This window comes from Devosia sp. Root105, from assembly GCF_001424865.1.
In the GTDB taxonomy this organism is placed as follows: domain Bacteria; phylum Pseudomonadota; class Alphaproteobacteria; order Rhizobiales; family Devosiaceae; genus Devosia_A.
The window spans coordinates 1-17,993 of the sequence record NZ_LMCR01000005.1; the positions used below are offsets into that span (position 1 = coordinate 1).

Genomic DNA, 17,993 nt, shown 5'->3' on the forward strand with positions numbered 1-17,993 from the left:
CTACGCCTTCGTCGACAGCTACAACAAAACCCGCCTCAAATGCCTCGACTACAAGGCACCCGCAGAGCTCCTCGCCAACCTCACGGGACACAACACGAAAGCAGGGACCCATTTCACAGCCCGAGCCGCAGGAGAGTTGGGTCCCTGCTTTCGCAGGGATGACACCGGAGCATGGGCTCGACCCATGTCCGCCACACCTCCACCATTCCCCCAAGCCCGGGAATCTCGTACCCATCGAACTACGCCCTGGGGGCAGGGGAGGGAAAGTTGATCCGCCGGACCACCCGTATTGCAGCTGCCGCCCTGGCGCTTGCCGCTCTCGCGGCCTGTTCCTCGATTCCCCTCGGCACTGCCGCCAAGCTTCGCGGTCTCGACTACCTTAACGACGATGTCGCGAGCTTGCTGCTGGCCTTCGACCTGCCCCCCTCGCTCGAGCCGGTGCAGGGCGCCTCCACCATCGGCTTCGACATCACCACGCCATCGAGCGGCGAGCGCCACATCAAGGCGACGCTGGTCGCGGCCGATGCCGGTGATCTCGCCGGCACGCTTCCGCCACCCACCGGCGAGCGGAACTACTATCTGTTCGGCTTCTCCGACCCCGACAAGCAGGCGATCCGCGAAGCCCAGGCCTGGGCCAAAACCCTGCCGGCCGGCAACAATGCGCTGTCCATCTCGCTGAGCCCAAAACTCTGCCGCACCGAGCCGATCGATCCGGCCAAAACCACCATCTCCGCCCTCATCGCGCTGCCTGGTGTCCCCGGTCTCGCCCCGCTGCTCAGCAACCAGCCGCTCTCGAGCGTCCTCGCCAGCGCCCCGATCAAGGATGTCCCGCCTTGTACCGGCCATTCGGGGTAGAGCGTTACTGCGCGTGAAGCAGTTCAGCCGGGCGTTTCAGACATCTGGCCTCGATAGCGCAGCGTCTCGACGAAGGCGGTGAAGGCCGGCGAAGGCTGGCGGCGGTTGGGGTAATACAGATGAAAGCCCTGCCAGAGCGGTGACCAGTCGGCCAGCACCTCGACCAGCTCACCACTCTCGATGTACCTGCGCGCCATGAACTCCGGCACGTTGCCGAGCCCATGCCCGTCGAGCGCCGCGTCCAGCACTGGCAGGATGGAGTTGAAGATCAACTGTCCTTCCACCCGCACGTTGAGCTCGCGGCCGTCCTTCCTGAACTCCCAGGCATAGAGGCTGCCGGCACTGGTCAGCCTGAGGTTGATGCACTGGTGCCTGGTGAGCTCGTGCGGCGTCAGTGGTGGCGGGCGCCGCTCGAAATACTCAGGCGTCGCCACCACGCTGAACCGCCAGTCCGGACCGATCCGCACCGCGATCATGTCCTTGGACAGCGCCTCGCCCAGTCGCACCCCGGCATCGAGCCGCTGCTCGACGATATCGACAAAGCCGTTCTGGATCGCCAGTTCCACCGTGATGTCGGGGTACTGCCGAAGGAAGGTCCTCAGCATCGGCCGGAACACCGACGCCACCACCGAGTCGCCGCACGAGACTCGGATGGTGCCGGCCGGCCGGTCGCGTAGCTCGCTGAGCGCCGCGATCTCCGCTTCGATCTGTTCGAAATGCGGCCCGACCGAGTTTACCAGCCGCTGCCCCGCCTCGGTCGGCGACACACTGCGCGTCGTCCGCGACAACAGCCGCAGACCCAGCCGCGCTTCCAGCCCCTTCACCGAATGGCTGAGCGCCGACGGCGTCACTCCCAGTTTCGCCGCCGCCCGGGTAAAGCTCTGCTCCCGCGCCACGGCGAGAAAGGCCTGCATGTCATCGATTGGGCTGCGCGCCATTGCTGAGCCGTGCTCACAACTTCATGGAGATTATTCATCCTAATCGACGGTAGGGCCGCTGGCTACATTGGCCCGTCAGCAAGGAGTGCACTGCCATGGAGATCTATCGCGCCGGCAGCCGGCCCTCGGGCAAGGGACCGACCGACTGGTTCACCGGAACGGTCCGGGTCGATCCGCTATTCAATCCGGCCGCGCCCGATCGCGTGCAGGGCGCCAGCGTCACCTTCGAGCCCGGCGCCCGCACCAACTGGCACACCCATCCGCTCGGCCAGACCCTGGTGGTCACGCACGGCGCCGGTCGGGTGCAGCGCTGGGGCGGCCCGGTCGAAGACATCCGCCCCGGCGATGTCGTCTGCTTCGCCCCCGGCGAGAAACATTGGCATGGTGCCGCCCCGCAAACCGCCATGACCCATCTCGCCATCCAGGAGGTGGCGAACGGCAAAGTCGTCGACTGGCTCGAGCCCGTCACCGAAGCCCAGTACGCGGCGATGACGCGGTAGCCCTGGCCCCCGATTTCCGAAGGACCCCGATCATGCTCGCCACCATCCTCCACGCTCCGGGCGATGTCCGCGTTGAACAGCGCGACGAACCGAAAATCCTCAAGCCCACCGATGCGATCATCCGCCTCTCGGCCACCTGCATCTGCGGCTCCGACCTCTGGCCGTTCCGCGGCGCCAACGAGGTTACTTCGCCCATGGCCATGGGCCATGAATATTGCGGCGTGGTGGTCGAGGTCGGCAGCGAGGTGAGGACCGTGCGGCCGGGCCAGTTCGTCGTCGGCTCGTTCGTCCTCTCCGACAATACCTGCCCGCACTGCCGGCATGGCTTCCAGTCCTCCTGCGAACAGCGCGAGTTCATGACCGGCGGCCAGGCCGAGTTGGCGCGCGTGCCGCTCGCCGATGGTACGCTGATCGCCACTGCCGAGATGCCCCCCGACGACCTGATCCCGAGCCTCCTCGCCGCCTCCGACGTGCTCGGCACCGGCTGGTATGCGGCTGATGCCGCCCGCGTGCAGGCCGGCTCGACGGTGGTCGTCGTCGGCGATGGGGCGGTAGGGCTGATGGGGGTGCTGGCGGCAAAACAGCTCGGCGCCGACCGCATCATCGCCATGAGCCGACACAGGTCGCGGCAGGATCTGGCGCTCGACTACGGCGCCACCGATATCGTCGCCGAGCGCGGCGAAGCCGGCGTGGCGCGGGTCCGCGAGCTCACCCAGCGCATTGGCGCCGACGCCGTACTGGAATGCGTCGGCACGCAGCAATCGATGCAGACGGCCATCGACTGCGCCCGCCCGGGCTCGATGATCGGTTATGTCGGCGTTCCGCACGGCGTGACCTTCGACGGCCAGTCGCTGTTCTTCGCGCAGCGCGGCATGATTGGCGGACCGGCCCCGGTGCGCCGCTTCCTGCCGCAGCTGATGGAGCTGATCCTCACCCGCAGGATCAACCCCGGAAGAGTGTTCGACCTTGAACTGCCGCTCCGCGATGCCGCTCAGGGCTATCGCGCCATGGACGAGCGCCGCGCCATCAAGACGCTGCTCCGTCCGTAACCTCATTCGAAGGAGATCAAGATGCAGAAGCGCAAACTCGGGCAGGGGCTTGAAGTCTCGGCCATCGGCCTGGGCTGCATGGGGATGAGCCAGTCCTATGCCCCGTTCCCGGAGAAATCCGCCTCGATCGCGCTGATCCGCGCGGCCGTCGATCGCGGCCTCACTTTCTTCGACACCGCCGAGGTCTACGGCCCCTTCGACAACGAGGAGATCGTCGGCGAGGCGCTGGCGCCGGTGCGCGACCAGGTGGTGATCGCCACCAAGTTCGGCTTCCAGTACCGGGACGGCAAGTCGAACGGCGTCAACAGCCGGCCCGACCACATCCGCAGCGCGCTGGAGGGTTCGCTACAGCGGCTGCGCCTCGACAGCATCGATCTCTACTACCAGCACCGCGTCGACCCGAACGTGCCGATCGAGGATGTCGCCGGCACCGTCCGCGACCTCATCGCCGAGGGCAAGGTCAGGCATTTCGGCATGTCCGAAGCGGGGCTCGAGACCATCCGCCGCGCCCATGCGGTGCAGCCGGTCACAGCGCTGCAGAATGAATACTCGCTGTGGTTCCAGCGCCCACCGGTGCTCGACCTGCTCGAGGAGCTCGATATCGGCCTCGTCGCCTATAGCCCGCTCGGCAAAGGCTTCCTCGCCGGCAAGATCACTGAGGCCACGACCTTCGAAGCCCACGACATCCGTAACACCATCCCGCGCTTCACCCCCGAGGCCCGGGCCGCCAACCAGGCCATGGTCGATCTCATGGCGCGCATCGGGGTTGGGCTCGGCGCCACGCCGGCGCAGGTGGCGCTCGCCTGGCTGCTGGCCCAGCGCCCCTGGATCGTCCCGATCCCCGGCACCACCAAGCTGCCGCGGCTGGAGGAGAACATCGCTGCCGCATCGCTCGAGCTGCCGCCGGCGACGCTCGCCGAGATCGACGCTGCCGCTGCTGCCATCGAAGTGCATGGCGCCCGCTATAACGAGCAGCAGGAGCGCGCCACCGGGCTCTGACCGTTCCCGCCGCCTTTCGTCGGGGACCGGACTACGGAACGATGATCTCCGCCCCGGTCTTCACCCGATCCAGCGCCACCAGGGTGCGAAAGCTCGCCACCGCCTCGTTCTGTGCGAACAGCCGCCGCGTCGTCGCCTCGTAGCTCACCATGTCGGGCACGACGATGATCAGGACGAAACTGGTGCCGCCGGTGACGTAGTAGCACTGCTGCACTTCCGGCGCGTCGCGGAACAACGTCTTCGCCGTATCCACCGTCTGCAGCCGCTCGTTGCCGAGGTGCACTTCGACGATCGCCGTGATTCCCATTGCCACAGCGCCTGTATCGAGCACTGCGATGTTCTTCTCGATCACCCCCGCCGCTTCCATCGCCGCGATCCGGCGCTGCACCGCCGCCGCGGAGAGGTTCACCGCCTCGGCAATGCTGCGCTGCGGGGTCTTGTTGTCGCGCTGGATGATCCTGAGGATGGCGCGATCGAAACTGTCGAGCTTGCGGGCCGGAACTTTGGCTTGGGTCATGGGTGAGTTTTTGTTGCATTTGGGGGCGCAATCAAGAGCGCAACGCTCGGCTGCCTGATGATATCCCTCGCGCAATTCTTGCGAGGCCAGTTTGAGCACCACCACCGCAGCACCGTCGGGCGCCTACCGGACCTCTCTCGGCCTCGCCTTCGGCGTCGGCGCCGGGGCGCTGTGGGGTCTGGTGTTCCTCGCTCCGGAACTGGTGCGCGGCTTCAGTCCGCTCGAGCTCGCTGCCGGGCGCTACCTCGCCTATGGCGTCATTTCCGCCCTGCTGATCCTGCCGCGCTGGCGCGCGCTGCGCCAGGTCCTCACCCACCGCGACTGGCTCTCGCTGTTCTGGCTCTCGCTGGCCGGCAACACGCTCTACTACATTCTCGTCGCCTCAGCGGTACAGCTCGGCAGCGTCGCCATGGCCTCGCTGATCGTCGGCTTCCTGCCGGTCACCGTCACCCTTATCGGCAGCCGCGATCGCGGTGCCGTGCCGCTGCGTGCGCTGCTGCCTTCGCTGCTGCTCTGCGCGGCCGGTGCCCTCGCCATTGGCTGGCAGGCTATCGGCGCGACCACCGCCGGTACCGAGCTGCTTGGCCTCATCTGCGCCTTCGGGGCGCTCGCCTCGTGGACCGCCTACGCGGTCGGCAACAGCCGCTGCCTCGCCCGGCTGCCGCATCTGTCGGCGCACGACTGGAGTCTCCTCACCGGGGTCGTCACCGGCGCCCAGGCCTTGCTGCTGGTGCCCATCATCGCCCTGATCCAACCGCAGCACGCGCCGGCCGAGTGGCTGCACTTCGCCGGCGTTTCCATCGGCGTCGCCATCCTGGCGTCGATCTGCGGCAACGCGTTGTGGAACCGGATGAGCCGGCTGCTGCCGCTCACCTTGGTCGGGCAGATGATCGTGTTCGAGACGGTGTTCGCGCTGCTCTACGGCTTTCTGTGGGAGCAGCGCTGGCCGCAGCCGCTGGAACTGCTCGCCGGTGCCTTCGTCCTCGCCGGCGTGATCTCGTGTCTCCGGGCGCATCGCGGTCACGGCGCCCCGGCTACGCACGCTGACGCCGAGCAGCGGGCGACAGGCTGAGACCCGCCGCCCTCTGCTTGTCGTCCTACTTCAGCACAACGATGGCTTCGACCTCGAACAGCATCGGATCGATCGCCAGCTTGGGCACCGGCACCAGGGTCTGCGCCGGCAGCGTCTCGCCGAACATCGCCTTGACGGTCTCGGTCAGCACGCCGAGCTTCGACATGTCGTGGCCGACCACGAAAATCGTCAGCTTGGCCACCTGGTCCGGGGTCGCCCCGATCCCCTCCAGCGCCGCACCAAGATTGACATAGGCCTGCTTCACCTGCGCGGCGAAGTCTGGGGACAGACCGCCGGTGCTGTCCTGCCCGCCCTGTCCCGAGATATAGGCGATCCTCGCGCCCGCCGGCACGATCACCGCCGTGCTGTAGCCGTTCGGGGTGGGGTCGAACAGGTTCGGTGGATTGACGATGCTGAGCCTGGTTTCGTCCGCCATCGTTGCGGTGGATGCGCCTGCGGTCATGATGAATAGCCCTCCGATAAGCAGCTGGGTGAGTGTGCGTGACATGGTGTTTCTCGTAGCTCCGCGGACCCGCGACAGGGTCGCGGCCGACAGGGGTTGAGCGTTGATCGATTTCGCCGTACGTGTACTCGTACAGTGTACGAGTGTTTGACATCGTACGATGTACGAGTCAATCGGGCAGGGTCGACATTTGTCGTCGGGCTCGCCTAGATCGACGCCGACAGCGAGGACCACATGCCAGCCAAACCCAGTGGCGCCCCACAGAGGCGCTCCCGCAGCACCGGCGCAGCGACCGCCTCGGGCGGGCCGCCGCTCTCGCTGGAGCGCATCATCGCCACGGCCGTGGAGTTGCTTGATACCCAGGGGGTTGATGGCCTGTCGATGCGCCGGCTGGCCGATCGGCTTGGCGCCGGCGCTATGAGCCTCTATTGGCATGTGGGGAACAAGGAGGAGGTGTTCGACCTCGCGTTAGACGCCGTCCTCGCCTACCACCCGCCTGAAGCTGAAGCCCATGTCTGGCGCGCCAATGTCGTCCACATGCTCGAGGATTGGCGCGCCGCCATGCTGCGCCATCCCTGGTCGGCCGCGCTGTTGCCGCGCCGCGCCCTCGGGCCGAGCATGCTGGGGCGCCTCGAACTGCTGAGCCAGACCCTGTCGCGCGCCGGCGTTGCCGATGCCGACCTGAACGTCGCGATCTGGTCGGTGTGGAACTACGTGATGGGCGCCGCCATCACCCGCGGCAGCTTCGAGCGCTCTCCCGATGACCTCGCTGCGGCGCAACGCCGTCTCACCGAGCTCGGCGAGCGCTACCCCAGCATCGACCGCTCCCGCCTGCTGCTCGACGGCGATTGGGACGGCGCCTTCAAGAAAGGCCTCGACCTGTTGCTCGATGGGCTGACCCCGAAGCGGTGAGGGGCCGACTTGACTTCAATTCGATGATTAGCTAATCATCGAATCATGAGTTTGGTGTTCAAAGCCCTTGCCGATCCGACCCGCCGCCGCGTGCTGCAACTGCTGCAAGCGGGGCCGATGAGTGCGGGTGAGCTCAGCAGACATTTCGACGTCTCCAAGCCCACCATGTCGGCGCATTTCGCCGTGCTGAAGGACGCCGACCTGGTGCATGCCGAAAAGGCTGGCAAGTCCATTATCTATCACCTGAAACTATCGGTGCTCGAAGAGGCGCTGCTGGGTTTTGCGCATTCGTTCGGCATCGGGACCGAGGCAACGCCGACAAAGCTGGAGACCGTGCGATGAAGAAGGAAATCCTCGTAGCCCTCGCCTGGGCAACCGCCATCGTAATCGTGGCGCTGGCCGCACGGTTCGCGCGCGAGCACGGCTACATCGATCAGGAAACGACGAAGCGGGTCGTCGCGATGAACGGACTGGTGATTGCCTATTACGGCAACCGGGCGCCCAAGGCGATCGCGCCCAGCGCACTGGCGCGGCAAGTCGCCAGGTTCTCCGGCTGGGTGCTGGCGCTGAGCGGTCTCGTCTACGCCGGCTTCTGGGCCTTTGCCCCGCTCCCCCTGGCCATGACCATCGGAACCGGCGGCCTCGCCGCCGGCGTGATCATGGTGATTGGCTACTGCATCGGCCTCAGGACCAAGCTCGGCAACGACGGCCGCGCCGCCTGAGGGGTCCGTTCTGACTGGATGCCAACCTTGCACCGGCGGCGCCGGTGCCCGAAGTGAGCTGCCTTAGAACCCGCCACCCGTCTTGAAGCCGCCGCTGGTGCGGTTGCCGCTGGAGCCGGTACGGGGGCGCGAGAAGCCGCCGCCACCACCACTGGAACCGCCGCCGCCAAAGCCGCCACCGCCGCTGCCGGGGAGCCGCCCCCAACCGCCGCCAAAACCGCCGTCGCGACGGCCGCCCGAAGCGCCGCCGCCGAAGCTCGAATCCGGCCAGCTGAAGCCGCCGCCCGAATTGCCGCCCCACGGCGAGTCCTGCCGCTGCTGTTGCGGCTGCACCCCGCCGGTCCAGTTCTGGCTGCGCCGCCACTGGCCCCAATAGTCGGCCGCGGTGATGCCGCCACGCAGAAAATCGTTGAGCAAATCGCCGACCAGCTTGTCCTCGCGGAAGGTCGAGCGCGGGTTATCGAAATTCTGCTTCTTGAACTCGTACTGGATATCCTCGAGCTCGCGCCGCCGCGCTGCCAGCGTCTTCAGCCGGGCTTTCTGCTCGCGGCTGTCGCCGTCTTCCTCGATGGCCCGCTGGCGGGATTCGTCGATCTGCTTGACGATGGTGTCGTCCTGCCCGGTCTCGGTGGCCCGCGCTTCGGCGAGCAGCGTCTGGATGTCCTCGCGGCCCAGCGCTTCGGCCAGCCCGCTCACCGCCGCGCTGAACGCCGGGTCGCTCCCCTGCGCCAGTTCGCGCTGCGCCCGGGCGCGCTCGTCGCGCTTGTCCTCGGCCCCGACCATCTCCTGGTCGATCGCGGCGATCCGCGCCTCGGCCTTCTCCAGCAGCTCGCGCGTCGGCCGCCCACCGGCCGCGTCCACCGCCGCCTTTTCGAGCTTGGTCACTTCTTCCTGCGCCGCCATCGCGATCTGCTCCTGGCGGTCGGCATGCTCACGCAGCCTGAGCGGGATCTCGTTCAGCATGGCGAAATTCGCCCGCGCCTCGGGGAAGCCGACCAGCCCGGCGATCAGGCCGTCGAAATACTGGATCAGGTTGTTCTCGCGGTAGTTCTTGGTCCCGAAGCCGCGCTCCCACAGATACATGAACAGCTGGTCGTCGCGGTAGGGCTTGCCCTTCTGCTCGCGGTCCGCCTCGGCCTGCTGGGTCTTGCGCAGGCTCTCTTCGGCGATGTGCGCCAACTGCTCGGCGGCCTTGCGCCTTTCCGCATATTCAGGGTTCTTCACCGCTTCCACGGCTACCCGGTCGGCCAGCGCCTTCAGCTCGGCCTGCGCCTTGTCGACTGCTGCCGCCTGCTCGGTCCGTTCCTTGGCGAGCGCCGCGATCTGCTTGTCGAGCCCCTTGAGTTCGCCTTCCGCCGCGCTGAGCTCCGCGCCGTGCCGGCTCAGCATCTCGCGTGCCTTTACCTCGGCCTGGCTCAACCGGCCGGCCAGCGCCGCCTGCGAGGCCGGGTCGAGCCGTACTTCGGCCAGCTGCCGCAGCAGCTCGCTCTCGGTTTCCTTGAACTTGGTGACGAGTTCAGCCGAGCGCGCCAGGCGCTTGGCGATCTCGTCCTCCTCGCGGCGGATGTCGCGCAGCGCCTCGTCGAGGGAGCGCAGGGCCTCGGGTCCGGAAAGGCTCATGACAGAACCTGCACAGTGACTCGCTGCGCCGAGTCAGATGGTGCGGAGCACCCGAGAACCGGAGCGGAGCGTATGCCAATACGTGAGCACCGGAAGCGCAGGGTCTCCGTGCCAGATAGCCGGCGCAGTAGCGTCGATGTGCAGGTTCTCACCACCGTGTCACCGCTCCACCCAGCACGGGCATGACGTAGTCGACGTCGAGGAAGCCGTATTCCTTCAGCCCGAGGATATTGCGCTGCAGGATGCCGTCATCCTTCTTGTCGCTCTCCACTGCGCGATAGGTGCTTTCCGGCACCCGCACACCCCAGACGGCGACGTTCTCGGTCTCGCTGTTTTCCTCGTTGGTGACCGGCAGCGTCAGCGGCTTGCCGTCATCGCCGATCGCCTCGACCACCACGTAGTAGTTGGTCGCCGCCGTATTGACCTCGGGGAAGGTCCAGAACCCGGTTTTCTGCCCCTCGCGGTTGACGATCCTCAACTGGTATTCCTGCCGGATCTGGTCGCGCAGCCCGGTGAGCGAGGCGATTGCCTGCTCGGCGCCGGCGCGGTTGCCTTCGGCCGCGGCGGTCTTGCCGCGCCCCCGTATCTGCTCGGCCTCGGTCACCGCCTGCTGCACCTTGGTCTCTTCGAAGATCGACTGGTACAGCGCATCCATCTCGGCCGGCAGCTTCTCGCTGAGCTCGACCCGCGCCCCTTCGACCTGCGCCTGTTGGTACGGCCGGTAGGCGAAGAAATAGCCGCCCAGACCAACCACCAGGATCAGCGCGATCGCCAGTGCCGCCGGGCCCCATTTCTTGCGGCCGACATAGAGCTTGGCGAGGCTGACCCCAAGGCTCGGCTTGGGCGGCGTGTAAACGAAGCGGCTCTCGTCGAGCGCTTTCACGCCCGCCATGAGCACTGCGTCGGTCACCTCGATGCCCTGCTGCTGATAGATCTCGCGCAGCTTTTCGATCAGCTGCTTCTCGCGGGCATCGCCCGCGAGTTCGCGTTCGACCAGGTCCTGCCGGTGACGGAGCGTGTCGACCACGTCCATCGCCAGCATCACCTCGTCCAGCGGGGCCTTCTCGGCGGTCGCCGTCGTCGTGCTCATGGTCGAGCCCGTTCGCGCTCCAAATTAGGCCTTCTTTTCTTCGAGGATCAGCGCGTTGCCGTCGGCAGCCAGCTGCGCCAAACGGCGCTTGCCGTCTTCGACCGCATCGCGGATCTCGGCCGAGTTCTTGGTCGCTGCATCGCGCATCTCGTTGATGATGACGCGCGACTTTTCCTGGAACGTCACCACCGAGTCGACCAGCTTCTTGACCGCATCGGCGCGGATGGTCGGACCGTACCCGGCCCGCACCGCCGCTTCGCCCACCCGGTCGCCGATCTCCGAGAGCGTTTCGAGGCTCTTGGACATGCCTTCCTTCATGGCGTTCAGCGTCTCGGTCGATTCATGCAGGCCGAACAGCCCGGTGAACGAGGCACTGAGCGCGGTGAACACCGTCTCGTTGGTCGAAAAGAACGAAATCGCCTGCTGGTAGACGCGCTCCTTGGCCTGCGTCGTCTGCATCAGCCGCGCCATTACCACTTCGGAAGTGGAGTAGGAGATGGTGAGGTTGTCGCTCAGGTCCTTGGCGATCTGGTAGCGGCGCTCCTCGTTCTGCAGGTCGCGCAGCTTCTCGTCGCGGTCCATCTCGAGCTTGGCGCGATCCGCCGGCGTGCCGGCGGTGAACGCCGCGAGTGCGTCGCCGGCCGCCTTCAGGATCACCTTCTTGTCGTCGAGCTTCTTGGTCGCGACGTCGAGCAGTTCGAGCGCCATCACTTCGGACTGCTTCAGCGCGCCGCGGAAATCGCGATAGGCCTCGAGGATGGTGTGCTCGCGGTCGACCTGGTTCTTGGTCTCCTTGGAGACATCGAGATAGATGTTGCGGATCTTGTCGAAACGCGAGGCGATGTCGCCGCGGCTGACCTTCATCCAGACGTTGGAAACCCGCTCCATCAGGTCGAGCTTGCCGTCGTCGAGCTGGTCGACCATGCCCTTGGCGTCGTCGCGGATCGAGTTGAAGCCGTTGGTGATGTCTTCGTAGCGCTCGCCGACATTCATCGCCGCGACCTGGCTGCGCACCACCTCGTTGAAGGCGCTCGCCTGGGTCAGCGTGCGGCCGATCAGGATGACCTTGTTTTCGTCGAGGCCGGTGATCTCGTTCAACAGCCCGGTAATCGGCTGCTCGCCCGTCTGCTCGGGCCAAATGCCGAGCTGCTTGATCGCCCCCATCGCCTTGTCGAGATACTGCAGGGGCTTTTCCATCACTTCAGTGGCCATTTGGATGCGTTTCCCTCTATCGGTCACCTTGGGGTGACATGATTCACGTTCTCGGCGTCAGTTGCCAATGTTGCTTATATCGGCCGCGCCTGTTTTGCGCGATATGGTGCTTAAAAGCCTCACGAAAAGGGCATCAGCAGAAGTTTGCGACAACCGTTGCAGCGCCGCCGCGGTTGTCCATCCCGATCCCGCGCACTAGCTTGGTTTCGGACGGCACAATGGCGAGGAAATGACGGCATGGAATTCGGCGGCAGGTACCTCGTTTCGGCGCCCCGGCTCGCGGTCTGGCAGGCACTCAACGACACCCAGGTGCTGAAGGCCATCATTCCCGGCTGCCGTCGCATCGACTGGACCGGCGAGACCACGCTGGAGCTGGAGATCGAGGTCAATCTCGGCCTGATGCAGCCGGTGTTTTCCGGCGACCTGGAGCTGCGCAACGTTGTACCGGCCGAGAGCTACACGCTTGCCGGCAAGGGCCGCGGTGGGCTGCTCGGCAAGGCCGAGGCGGCCGCCGACATCGTGCTTTCCGATGCCGGCGAGCACACCCAGTTGGTGTTTACTGCCAATGGCGGGGCCGATGGCGGCATCATGAAACTGGGCAAGTTGCTGATCGGCAACTCCGCGCAGAAGCTCATCGACGGCTTCTTCGAACGCTTCGGCGAAGCCATGGGCGTCGAGGTGAAGCCGATCTCGGGGTGAGGGTGTCATCACCTCGTCGCGCACGCGCGTAAACCTTCCCCGCACGAATTTTGCCCACTTGGTCAAAATTTGCGCAGCTCCCTCTTGCAGAGCGCCGGTTTGCAGGATTGTATTCCTCCCAACGCGCCGGGCTGTCAGGGCGGCATGTGCCGTTGCCGGACGCGATACAGGGAGACTGATCCATGAACTATTTCACCAAGCGCATTTCTGCGCTCGCGGCTGGCGTGGCGCTGTCGGTGCTCGCCGCTGGTGCTGCGCTCGCCGATCCGGCGGTCATTTACGACCTGGGCGGCAAATTCGATAAGTCCTTCAACGAGGCGGCCTATAACGGCGCCGAGGCCTGGAAGAAGGAAACCGGTGGCAGCTTCACCGATCTCGAGCTGCAGAACGATGCGCAGCGCGAGCAGGCGCTCCGCCGCTTCGCTTCGCAGGGCGCCAACCCGATCGTGATGGCCGGCTTCTCCTGGGGCACCGCGCTCGGCACTGTCGCCGCCGAGTTCCCAGATACCCACTTCGTGGTGATCGACGCCGTCGTCGATGCGCCGAACGTGCAGTCGATCATTTTCGACGAGCACACCGGTTCGTTCCTCGTCGGCGCCATCGCGGCGCTGAAGTCGGCTACCGGCACCGTGGGCTTCGTGGGCGGCATGGACGTGCCGATCATCCACAAGTTCTACTGCGGCTACGCCCAGGGCGCCAAGGCCGCCAAGGCCGACGTGAAGATCATCGAAAACTATACCGGCACCACCCCGGCCGCCTGGAACGACCCGGTCACCGCTGGTGAGCTGACCAAGGCGCAGTTCGACGCTGGCGCCGACGTGGTCTTCGCCGCCGCCGGCGGTTCGGGCCTCGGCGTGCTGCAGGCCGCTGCCGACGCGGGCAAGTTCTCGATCGGCGTCGACAGCAACCAGAACTACCTGCACCCCGGCTCGGTGCTGACCTCGATGCTGAAGCGCGTCGACGTCGCCGTGCAGAGCTCGCTCACCGACGCGAACTTCAAGCCCGGCCTTACCGTGCTCGGCCTCAAGGAAAACGGCGTCGGCTATGCTCTCGACGACAACAACAAGGCGCTGATCACCGACGATATCAAGACGGCGGTCGACAAGTTCTCGGCTGACATCCAGTCGGGCGCGATCACCGTCCACGACTACACCGCCGACAACACCTGCCCGTAAGGTCCCTCGCGTGACCGAACCCGTGCAGAACGGCGACAACCTTCAGCAGCGGCCTTCCGGGGCCGCTGCATCTGATCTGGCCCAGACCGATCTGGCGATCGAGCTGATCGGCATCAACAAGCGCTTCGGCGCCGTGCATGCCAATAAGGACATCGACCTGAAAGTCCGTCGCGGCACGGTGCATGGCATCGTCGGCGAAAACGGCGCCGGCAAGTCGACGCTGATGTCGATCCTCTATGGCTTTTACACTGCCGATAGCGGCGAGATCCGCGTCAACGGCACCCCCCATGCCATCACCGACAGCCGCCACGCGCTGGCGCTCGGCATCGGCATGGTGCACCAGCACTTCATGCTGGTCGACAATTTCTCCATCCTCGAGAACGTCGTACTCGGCGCCGAGGACAGCGCGCTGCTCGGCCCCAGCCTCGATCGCGCGAAGAAGGAACTGACCCGCCTCGCCAAGGAATACCGCCTCGACGTCAATCCCGATGCCATCATCGAGGACGTCTCGGTCGGCACCCAGCAGCGCGTCGAAATTCTGAAGGCGCTCTATCGCGGCGCCGATGTCTTGATCCTCGATGAGCCGACCGGGGTGCTCACCCCGGCCGAGGCGGACGACCTGTTCCGCGTGCTCCGCACCCTGCGCGACCAGGGCAAGACCATCATTCTCATCACCCACAAGCTGCGCGAGATCATGGCCATCACCGACTATGTGTCGGTCATGCGCCAGGGCGCCATGGTGGATACGCTCAAGACCTCGGAGACCAACCCCGAGCAGCTGGCCGAGCTGATGGTCGGCCGCCGCGTGCTGCTGCGTGTCGAAAAGACCGCCGCCAAGCCGGGCGATACCTTCCTCTCGGTCGAAAACCTCGTGGTCAAGGACGACCTCGGCGTCACCCGGGTCAAGGATGTGAGCTTCACCGTGCGGGCCGGCGAGATCGTCGGCATTGCCGGGGTCGCCGGCAACGGGCAGTCCGAACTGCTCGAATCCGTCTCCGGCATGCGCGACCAGGCGAGCGGCATTGTCCGCCTGAAGGGCACGCCACTGTCGCTCGAGGGCGATGACGGCGCACATCGTGCCCGCAAGGCCGGTCTTGCCCACGTGCCCGAAGACCGCCAGCGCATGGGCCTGATCACCGCCTTCGAAGAATGGGAAAACGCCATGCTCGGCTACGAGGATGACCCGGCCTATGGCAAGGGCATCATCCTCGACATCCCGGCAGCGCAGGCCCAGGCCCGCGAGCGCATCAAGAAGTTCGACATCCGCCCGGCCAACGAGCGGCTGAAGACCGCCAACTTCTCCGGCGGCAACCAGCAGAAGATCGTGCTCGCTCGCGAGATGGAGCGCAACCCGGACGTCTTGATCGTCGGTCAGCCGACCCGTGGCGTCGATATCGGCGCCATCGAGTTCATCCACAACCAGATCATCAAGATGCGCGATGCCGGCAAGGCGATCCTCGTGGTCTCGGTCGAGCTCGACGAAATCCGTTCGCTGGCCGACCGCATCCTCGTGATGTTCGATGGCCACATCGTCGGCGAAGCCGACCCCGCCACCGCCACCGAAGGCGAGCTCGGCCTGATGATGGCGGGCATCACCGACAGGAAAGCCCCCCAGGCGCGCGTCGCGGCCGAGGGAAAGACGCCATGAGCTCAGCCATCCTCAAACCGCTGCCGCGCTGGGCCGATGTGGTCCTGTTGCCGATCCTCAACCTGGCGCTGGCCTTCATCGTTTCCGGTCTCGTCGTCCTCGCCATCGGTCAGGATCCGCTGGCGGCGCTCAATGCCATTGTCACCGGCGCTTTCGGCAACGGCTACAATTTCGGCTACACGCTCTACTACTCGACCAACTTCATGTTCACCGGCCTCGCCGTGGCAGTCGCCGCGCATGCCGGGCTGTTCAACATCGGCGGTAACGGCCAGGCCTATATCGCCGGCCTCGGCGTCATCGCGGTGGCGCTGCCGCTGCAGTTCCTGCCCTGGTGGATCACCTTCCCGATCGCCATCGTCGCCGGTGCGGCGGTGGGTGGGCTGTGGGGCTTTATCCCCGGCTGGCTGCAGGCCAAGCGCGGCTCGCACGTCGTCATCACCACCATCATGTTCAACTTCATCGCCGCGGCGATCATGGTCTACATGGTGGTGAACGTGTTGAAGCCGGCGGGCATCCTCGCGCCGGAATCGGCGATGATCGCCCCCGAAGGCCGCATGCCGAAACTCGGCGCCTTCATCCCCTGGTTCAAGAATACCGACGTCAACTTCACGCTCGTGCTGGCGCTGATCTGCCTCGTCGGCGCCTATATCCTGATCTGGCATACACGCTTCGGCTTCGCCATGCGGGCGCTGGGCCAGAACCCGACGGCCACGCGCTACGCCGGCATGTCCAACAGCCGCATCATCATGATCGTCATGACCATGTCCGGCGCGCTCGCCGGCATGGTGGCGGTCAACCAGGTGGTCGGCGTGCAGTACCGGCTGGTGCTCGACTATGTCGCCGATGCGGGGTTTGTCGGCATCGCCGTGGCGCTGATGGGCCGCAACCATCCGATCGGCATCCTCCTCGCCGCCGTGCTGTTCGGCGCCCTCTATCAGGGCGGCAACGAGCTGCAATACGTCATCCCGGGGTTATCGAAGGAGATGGTCGTCGTCATCCAGGCGCTGGTCATCCTGTTCACCGGCGCCATGGAAGGGCTGTTCCGCCCCGGCCTGCAGCGCGTCTTCATGACGTTGTCGCCGCGCCAGAAGGCGGCCGCCATCGAAGCCAACAGCGTCAAGTCGGGGAGCTGAGCCATGGATCTCGGTCTCATTCTCTCCACCCTCGACGCGACGCTCCGGCTGTCGACGCCGCTGCTGCTCGCCTGCCTCGCCGGGCTCTATTCCGAGCGCGCCGGCGTGTTCGACATCGGCCTCGAGGGCAAGATGCTGGCCTCGGCTTTCGCCGCTGCCGCCGTCGCCGCGGTCACCGCCAATGTCTGGCTCGGGCTGCTTGCCGGCCTTGCCGTCTCGATCACCACGGCAGGGCTGCAGGGTGCTGCCGCCATCACGCTGCGCGGCAACCAGCTGATCGCCGGCGTCGCCATCAACATGCTGGCGGCCGGCCTCACCACCTTCCTCGGCATCCAGTGGTTCGGGCAGGGCGGTCGTACCCCGCAGCTCCCGGTCACCGGCCGTTTCCAGAACATCGACCTGCCGTTCGCCAACGAACTCTCCGGCGTGCCGGTGCTCGGCCAGATCTATTCCGAGCTGATCTCGGGCCATAACATCCTGGTCTATGTCGCCTTCCTCGCCGTGCCGATCACCTGGTGGGTTCTCTATCGGACCCGTTTCGGCTTGCGGCTGCGCGCCGTTGGCGAAAACCCCAAGGCCGTCGATACCGCCGGCATCTCGGTCATCAAGTTGCGCTATCAGGCGGTGCTGATTACCGGGCTGCTTTGCGGCCTCGCCGGGGCGTTCTTCTCGATCGCCCAGGGGTCGGGCTTCGGCAACAACATGACCGCCGGCAAGGGCTTTATCGCGCTCGCTGCGCTGATCTTTGCCAAGTGGAAGCCGGTGCCGGCGATGTTCACCTGCCTGTTGTTCGGCTTCCTCGATGCGCTGCAGATCCGCCTGCAGGGCGCCGAGATTTTCGGCGTCGGCGTGCCGGTGCAGGCCATCCAGGCGCTGCCCTACCTGCTGACGGTGATCCTCCTGGCCGGCTTCATCGGCAAGGCCGTCGGCCCCAAGGCCGGTGGTGTCGCCTACACCAAGGAACGCTGATGCCTCATCCGCTGGACCCGCAGCTGCTGGCTGCCGCCGAAGCCGTTCGCGCCAAGGCCTACGCGCCCTACTCGAACTTCCACGTCGGCACCGCCATCCTTGCCGATGACGGCAAGATCTATGTCGGCTGCAATGTCGAGAACGCCGCCTATCCGGTCGGCAACTGCGCCGAGCCCTCGGCCATTGCGGCAATGCTCGCCGGCGGCGCCAAACGCATCAAGCGCGTCTACACCACCGGGCCGGGCACGACGCCCGTCACCCCGTGCGGCGGCTGCCGCCAGCGCATCCGCGAGTTCGCCGATCAGGACGTCGTCGTCGTTTCGCACGGCATCGACGGCACGCCGCTCGAGCAGACCATCGCACAGCTGCTCCCGCACTCTTTCGGCCCCGAGTTTTTGGGCCGATAATGCCATTCAACGT

20 protein-coding genes are annotated in these 17,993 nt (G+C 66.0%); 14 read left to right on the forward strand and 6 right to left on the reverse strand.

Annotated features, from left to right (window positions below; translation table 11 throughout):
- Positions 1 to 267: 267 nt before the first annotated feature.
- Positions 268 to 855, forward strand: coding sequence for a hypothetical protein (locus ASC68_RS07245; RefSeq protein WP_055877077.1), 588 nt, complete (start codon positions 268 to 270; stop codon positions 853 to 855).
- 23 nt (positions 856 to 878) lie between these two features.
- Here ASC68_RS07245 and ASC68_RS07250 read toward each other — a convergent pair whose 3' ends face one another.
- Positions 879 to 1,793, reverse strand: a complete 915-nt coding sequence (locus tag ASC68_RS07250) for a LysR family transcriptional regulator (protein ID WP_055877080.1) — start codon at positions 1,791 to 1,793, stop codon at positions 879 to 881.
- A gap of 95 nt (positions 1,794 to 1,888) precedes the next feature.
- Between ASC68_RS07250 and ASC68_RS07255 the strand changes: the two genes are divergently transcribed.
- The 3 genes from ASC68_RS07255 to ASC68_RS07265 are packed head-to-tail and all read left to right on the forward strand — an operon-like array spanning position 1,889 to position 4,341.
- Positions 1,889 to 2,293 (forward strand): cupin domain-containing protein, encoded by a 405-nt coding sequence (locus ASC68_RS07255; protein WP_055877082.1) that lies wholly within the window; start codon positions 1,889 to 1,891, stop codon positions 2,291 to 2,293.
- A 32-nt stretch (positions 2,294 to 2,325) separates the two neighbouring features.
- Positions 2,326 to 3,342, forward strand: a complete 1,017-nt coding sequence (locus tag ASC68_RS07260; protein WP_055877085.1) for a zinc-dependent alcohol dehydrogenase family protein — start codon at positions 2,326 to 2,328, stop codon at positions 3,340 to 3,342.
- Between the two features lie 21 nt (positions 3,343 to 3,363).
- The gene (locus ASC68_RS07265; RefSeq protein ID WP_055877088.1) at positions 3,364 to 4,341 is read left to right on the forward strand and encodes an aldo/keto reductase; all 978 of its coding nucleotides are present in this window, start codon (positions 3,364 to 3,366) and stop codon (positions 4,339 to 4,341) included.
- A 31-nt stretch (positions 4,342 to 4,372) separates the two neighbouring features.
- Here ASC68_RS07265 and ASC68_RS07270 read toward each other — a convergent pair whose 3' ends face one another.
- Entirely contained in the window at positions 4,373 to 4,858 is a 486-nt protein-coding gene (locus ASC68_RS07270; RefSeq protein WP_055877091.1) for an Lrp/AsnC family transcriptional regulator, read from the reverse strand.
- Between the two features lie 91 nt (positions 4,859 to 4,949).
- On the opposite strand from ASC68_RS07270, the gene ASC68_RS07275 reads away from it, so the two are divergent.
- Positions 4,950 to 5,930, forward strand: coding sequence for a DMT family transporter (locus tag ASC68_RS07275; RefSeq protein ID WP_055877095.1), 981 nt, complete (start codon positions 4,950 to 4,952; stop codon positions 5,928 to 5,930).
- A gap of 25 nt (positions 5,931 to 5,955) precedes the next feature.
- On the opposite strand, the gene ASC68_RS07280 is transcribed toward ASC68_RS07275, so the two are convergent.
- Positions 5,956 to 6,438 carry a RidA family protein gene (locus tag ASC68_RS07280; RefSeq protein ID WP_055877097.1) on the reverse strand — a complete coding sequence of 161 codons (483 nt, stop codon included), beginning with the start codon at positions 6,436 to 6,438 and terminating at the stop codon, positions 5,956 to 5,958.
- A 189-nt stretch (positions 6,439 to 6,627) separates the two neighbouring features.
- On the opposite strand from ASC68_RS07280, the gene ASC68_RS07285 reads away from it, so the two are divergent.
- Genes ASC68_RS07285 through ASC68_RS07295 form a run of 3 tightly spaced genes read left to right on the forward strand, consistent with a single transcriptional unit; the run spans position 6,628 to position 8,027 of the window.
- On the forward strand, positions 6,628 to 7,305 hold the full coding sequence (locus tag ASC68_RS07285; RefSeq protein WP_055877100.1) for a TetR/AcrR family transcriptional regulator C-terminal domain-containing protein: 678 nt from the start codon (positions 6,628 to 6,630) through the stop codon (positions 7,303 to 7,305).
- 45 nt (positions 7,306 to 7,350) lie between these two features.
- The gene (locus ASC68_RS07290) at positions 7,351 to 7,647 is read left to right on the forward strand and encodes an autorepressor SdpR family transcription factor (RefSeq protein WP_055877103.1); all 297 of its coding nucleotides are present in this window, start codon (positions 7,351 to 7,353) and stop codon (positions 7,645 to 7,647) included.
- The gene (locus tag ASC68_RS07295) at positions 7,644 to 8,027 is read left to right on the forward strand and encodes a hypothetical protein (protein WP_055877106.1); all 384 of its coding nucleotides are present in this window, start codon (positions 7,644 to 7,646) and stop codon (positions 8,025 to 8,027) included. The genes ASC68_RS07290 and ASC68_RS07295 overlap by 4 nt, the downstream gene beginning before the upstream one ends.
- 63 nt (positions 8,028 to 8,090) lie before the next feature.
- On the opposite strand, the gene ASC68_RS07300 is transcribed toward ASC68_RS07295, so the two are convergent.
- The 3 genes from ASC68_RS07300 to ASC68_RS07310 all read right to left on the reverse strand — a co-directional run bounded on the left by ASC68_RS07300 (position 8,091) and on the right by ASC68_RS07310 (position 11,949).
- Positions 8,091 to 9,647, reverse strand: coding sequence for a hypothetical protein (locus ASC68_RS07300; protein ID WP_055877108.1), 1,557 nt, complete (start codon positions 9,645 to 9,647; stop codon positions 8,091 to 8,093).
- 148 nt (positions 9,648 to 9,795) lie between these two features.
- A complete protein-coding gene (locus tag ASC68_RS07305; RefSeq protein WP_055877110.1) occupies positions 9,796 to 10,737 on the reverse strand; it encodes a DUF6384 family protein in 942 nt (313 codons plus the stop codon).
- 24 nt (positions 10,738 to 10,761) lie between these two features.
- Positions 10,762 to 11,949 carry a hypothetical protein gene (locus ASC68_RS07310; protein ID WP_055877111.1) on the reverse strand — a complete coding sequence of 396 codons (1,188 nt, stop codon included), beginning with the start codon at positions 11,947 to 11,949 and terminating at the stop codon, positions 10,762 to 10,764.
- A gap of 237 nt (positions 11,950 to 12,186) precedes the next feature.
- Here ASC68_RS07310 and ASC68_RS07315 point away from each other — a divergent pair, with 237 nt between their 5' ends.
- The 6 genes from ASC68_RS07315 (at position 12,187) to ASC68_RS07340 (ending at position 17,980) form a co-directional block, all read left to right on the forward strand.
- Positions 12,187 to 12,648 (forward strand): SRPBCC domain-containing protein, encoded by a 462-nt coding sequence (locus ASC68_RS07315; protein ID WP_055877114.1) that lies wholly within the window; start codon positions 12,187 to 12,189, stop codon positions 12,646 to 12,648.
- A 182-nt stretch (positions 12,649 to 12,830) separates the two neighbouring features.
- Positions 12,831 to 13,823, forward strand: coding sequence for a BMP family ABC transporter substrate-binding protein (locus tag ASC68_RS07320; protein WP_055877118.1), 993 nt, complete (start codon positions 12,831 to 12,833; stop codon positions 13,821 to 13,823).
- Positions 13,824 to 13,899: 76 nt separating this feature from the next.
- Positions 13,900 to 15,471, forward strand: coding sequence for an ABC transporter ATP-binding protein (locus ASC68_RS07325; protein WP_055877235.1), 1,572 nt, complete (start codon positions 13,900 to 13,902; stop codon positions 15,469 to 15,471).
- A complete protein-coding gene (locus ASC68_RS07330; RefSeq protein WP_055877121.1) occupies positions 15,468 to 16,604 on the forward strand; it encodes an ABC transporter permease in 1,137 nt (378 codons plus the stop codon). The genes ASC68_RS07325 and ASC68_RS07330 overlap by 4 nt, the downstream gene beginning before the upstream one ends.
- 3 nt (positions 16,605 to 16,607) lie before the next feature.
- Complete coding sequence (locus ASC68_RS07335) at positions 16,608 to 17,573, forward strand: ABC transporter permease (RefSeq protein ID WP_055877124.1); 966 nt, start codon at positions 16,608 to 16,610, stop codon at positions 17,571 to 17,573.
- Positions 17,573 to 17,980, forward strand: a complete 408-nt coding sequence (locus ASC68_RS07340) for a cytidine deaminase (RefSeq protein WP_055877127.1) — start codon at positions 17,573 to 17,575, stop codon at positions 17,978 to 17,980. The genes ASC68_RS07335 and ASC68_RS07340 overlap by 1 nt, the downstream gene beginning before the upstream one ends.
- The last annotated feature ends 13 nt before the right edge of the window (positions 17,981 to 17,993 follow it).

What these genes read in the sequence shown, in the direction of transcription:
- ASC68_RS07250 (WP_055877080.1), bottom strand. Translation starts at nt 1,793, where the DNA reads ATGGCGCGCAGCCCAATCGATGACATGCAGGCCTTTCTCGCCGTGGCG.
- ASC68_RS07255 (WP_055877082.1), top strand. Translation starts at nt 1,889, where the DNA reads ATGGAGATCTATCGCGCCGGCAGCCGGCCCTCGGGCAAGGGACCGACC.
- ASC68_RS07260 (WP_055877085.1), top strand. Translation starts at nt 2,326, where the DNA reads ATGCTCGCCACCATCCTCCACGCTCCGGGCGATGTCCGCGTTGAACAG.
- ASC68_RS07265 (WP_055877088.1), top strand. Translation starts at nt 3,364, where the DNA reads ATGCAGAAGCGCAAACTCGGGCAGGGGCTTGAAGTCTCGGCCATCGGC.
- ASC68_RS07270 (WP_055877091.1), bottom strand. Translation starts at nt 4,858, where the DNA reads ATGACCCAAGCCAAAGTTCCGGCCCGCAAGCTCGACAGTTTCGATCGC.
- ASC68_RS07280 (WP_055877097.1), bottom strand. Translation starts at nt 6,438, where the DNA reads ATGTCACGCACACTCACCCAGCTGCTTATCGGAGGGCTATTCATCATG.
- ASC68_RS07285 (WP_055877100.1), top strand. Translation starts at nt 6,628, where the DNA reads ATGCCAGCCAAACCCAGTGGCGCCCCACAGAGGCGCTCCCGCAGCACC.
- ASC68_RS07290 (WP_055877103.1), top strand. Translation starts at nt 7,351, where the DNA reads ATGAGTTTGGTGTTCAAAGCCCTTGCCGATCCGACCCGCCGCCGCGTG.
- ASC68_RS07295 (WP_055877106.1), top strand. Translation starts at nt 7,644, where the DNA reads ATGAAGAAGGAAATCCTCGTAGCCCTCGCCTGGGCAACCGCCATCGTA.
- ASC68_RS07300 (WP_055877108.1), bottom strand. Translation starts at nt 9,647, where the DNA reads ATGAGCCTTTCCGGACCCGAGGCCCTGCGCTCCCTCGACGAGGCGCTG.
- ASC68_RS07305 (WP_055877110.1), bottom strand. Translation starts at nt 10,737, where the DNA reads ATGAGCACGACGACGGCGACCGCCGAGAAGGCCCCGCTGGACGAGGTG.
- ASC68_RS07310 (WP_055877111.1), bottom strand. Translation starts at nt 11,949, where the DNA reads ATGGCCACTGAAGTGATGGAAAAGCCCCTGCAGTATCTCGACAAGGCG.
- ASC68_RS07315 (WP_055877114.1), top strand. Translation starts at nt 12,187, where the DNA reads ATGGAATTCGGCGGCAGGTACCTCGTTTCGGCGCCCCGGCTCGCGGTC.
- ASC68_RS07320 (WP_055877118.1), top strand. Translation starts at nt 12,831, where the DNA reads ATGAACTATTTCACCAAGCGCATTTCTGCGCTCGCGGCTGGCGTGGCG.
- ASC68_RS07330 (WP_055877121.1), top strand. Translation starts at nt 15,468, where the DNA reads ATGAGCTCAGCCATCCTCAAACCGCTGCCGCGCTGGGCCGATGTGGTC.
- ASC68_RS07335 (WP_055877124.1), top strand. Translation starts at nt 16,608, where the DNA reads ATGGATCTCGGTCTCATTCTCTCCACCCTCGACGCGACGCTCCGGCTG.
- ASC68_RS07340 (WP_055877127.1), top strand. Translation starts at nt 17,573, where the DNA reads ATGCCTCATCCGCTGGACCCGCAGCTGCTGGCTGCCGCCGAAGCCGTT.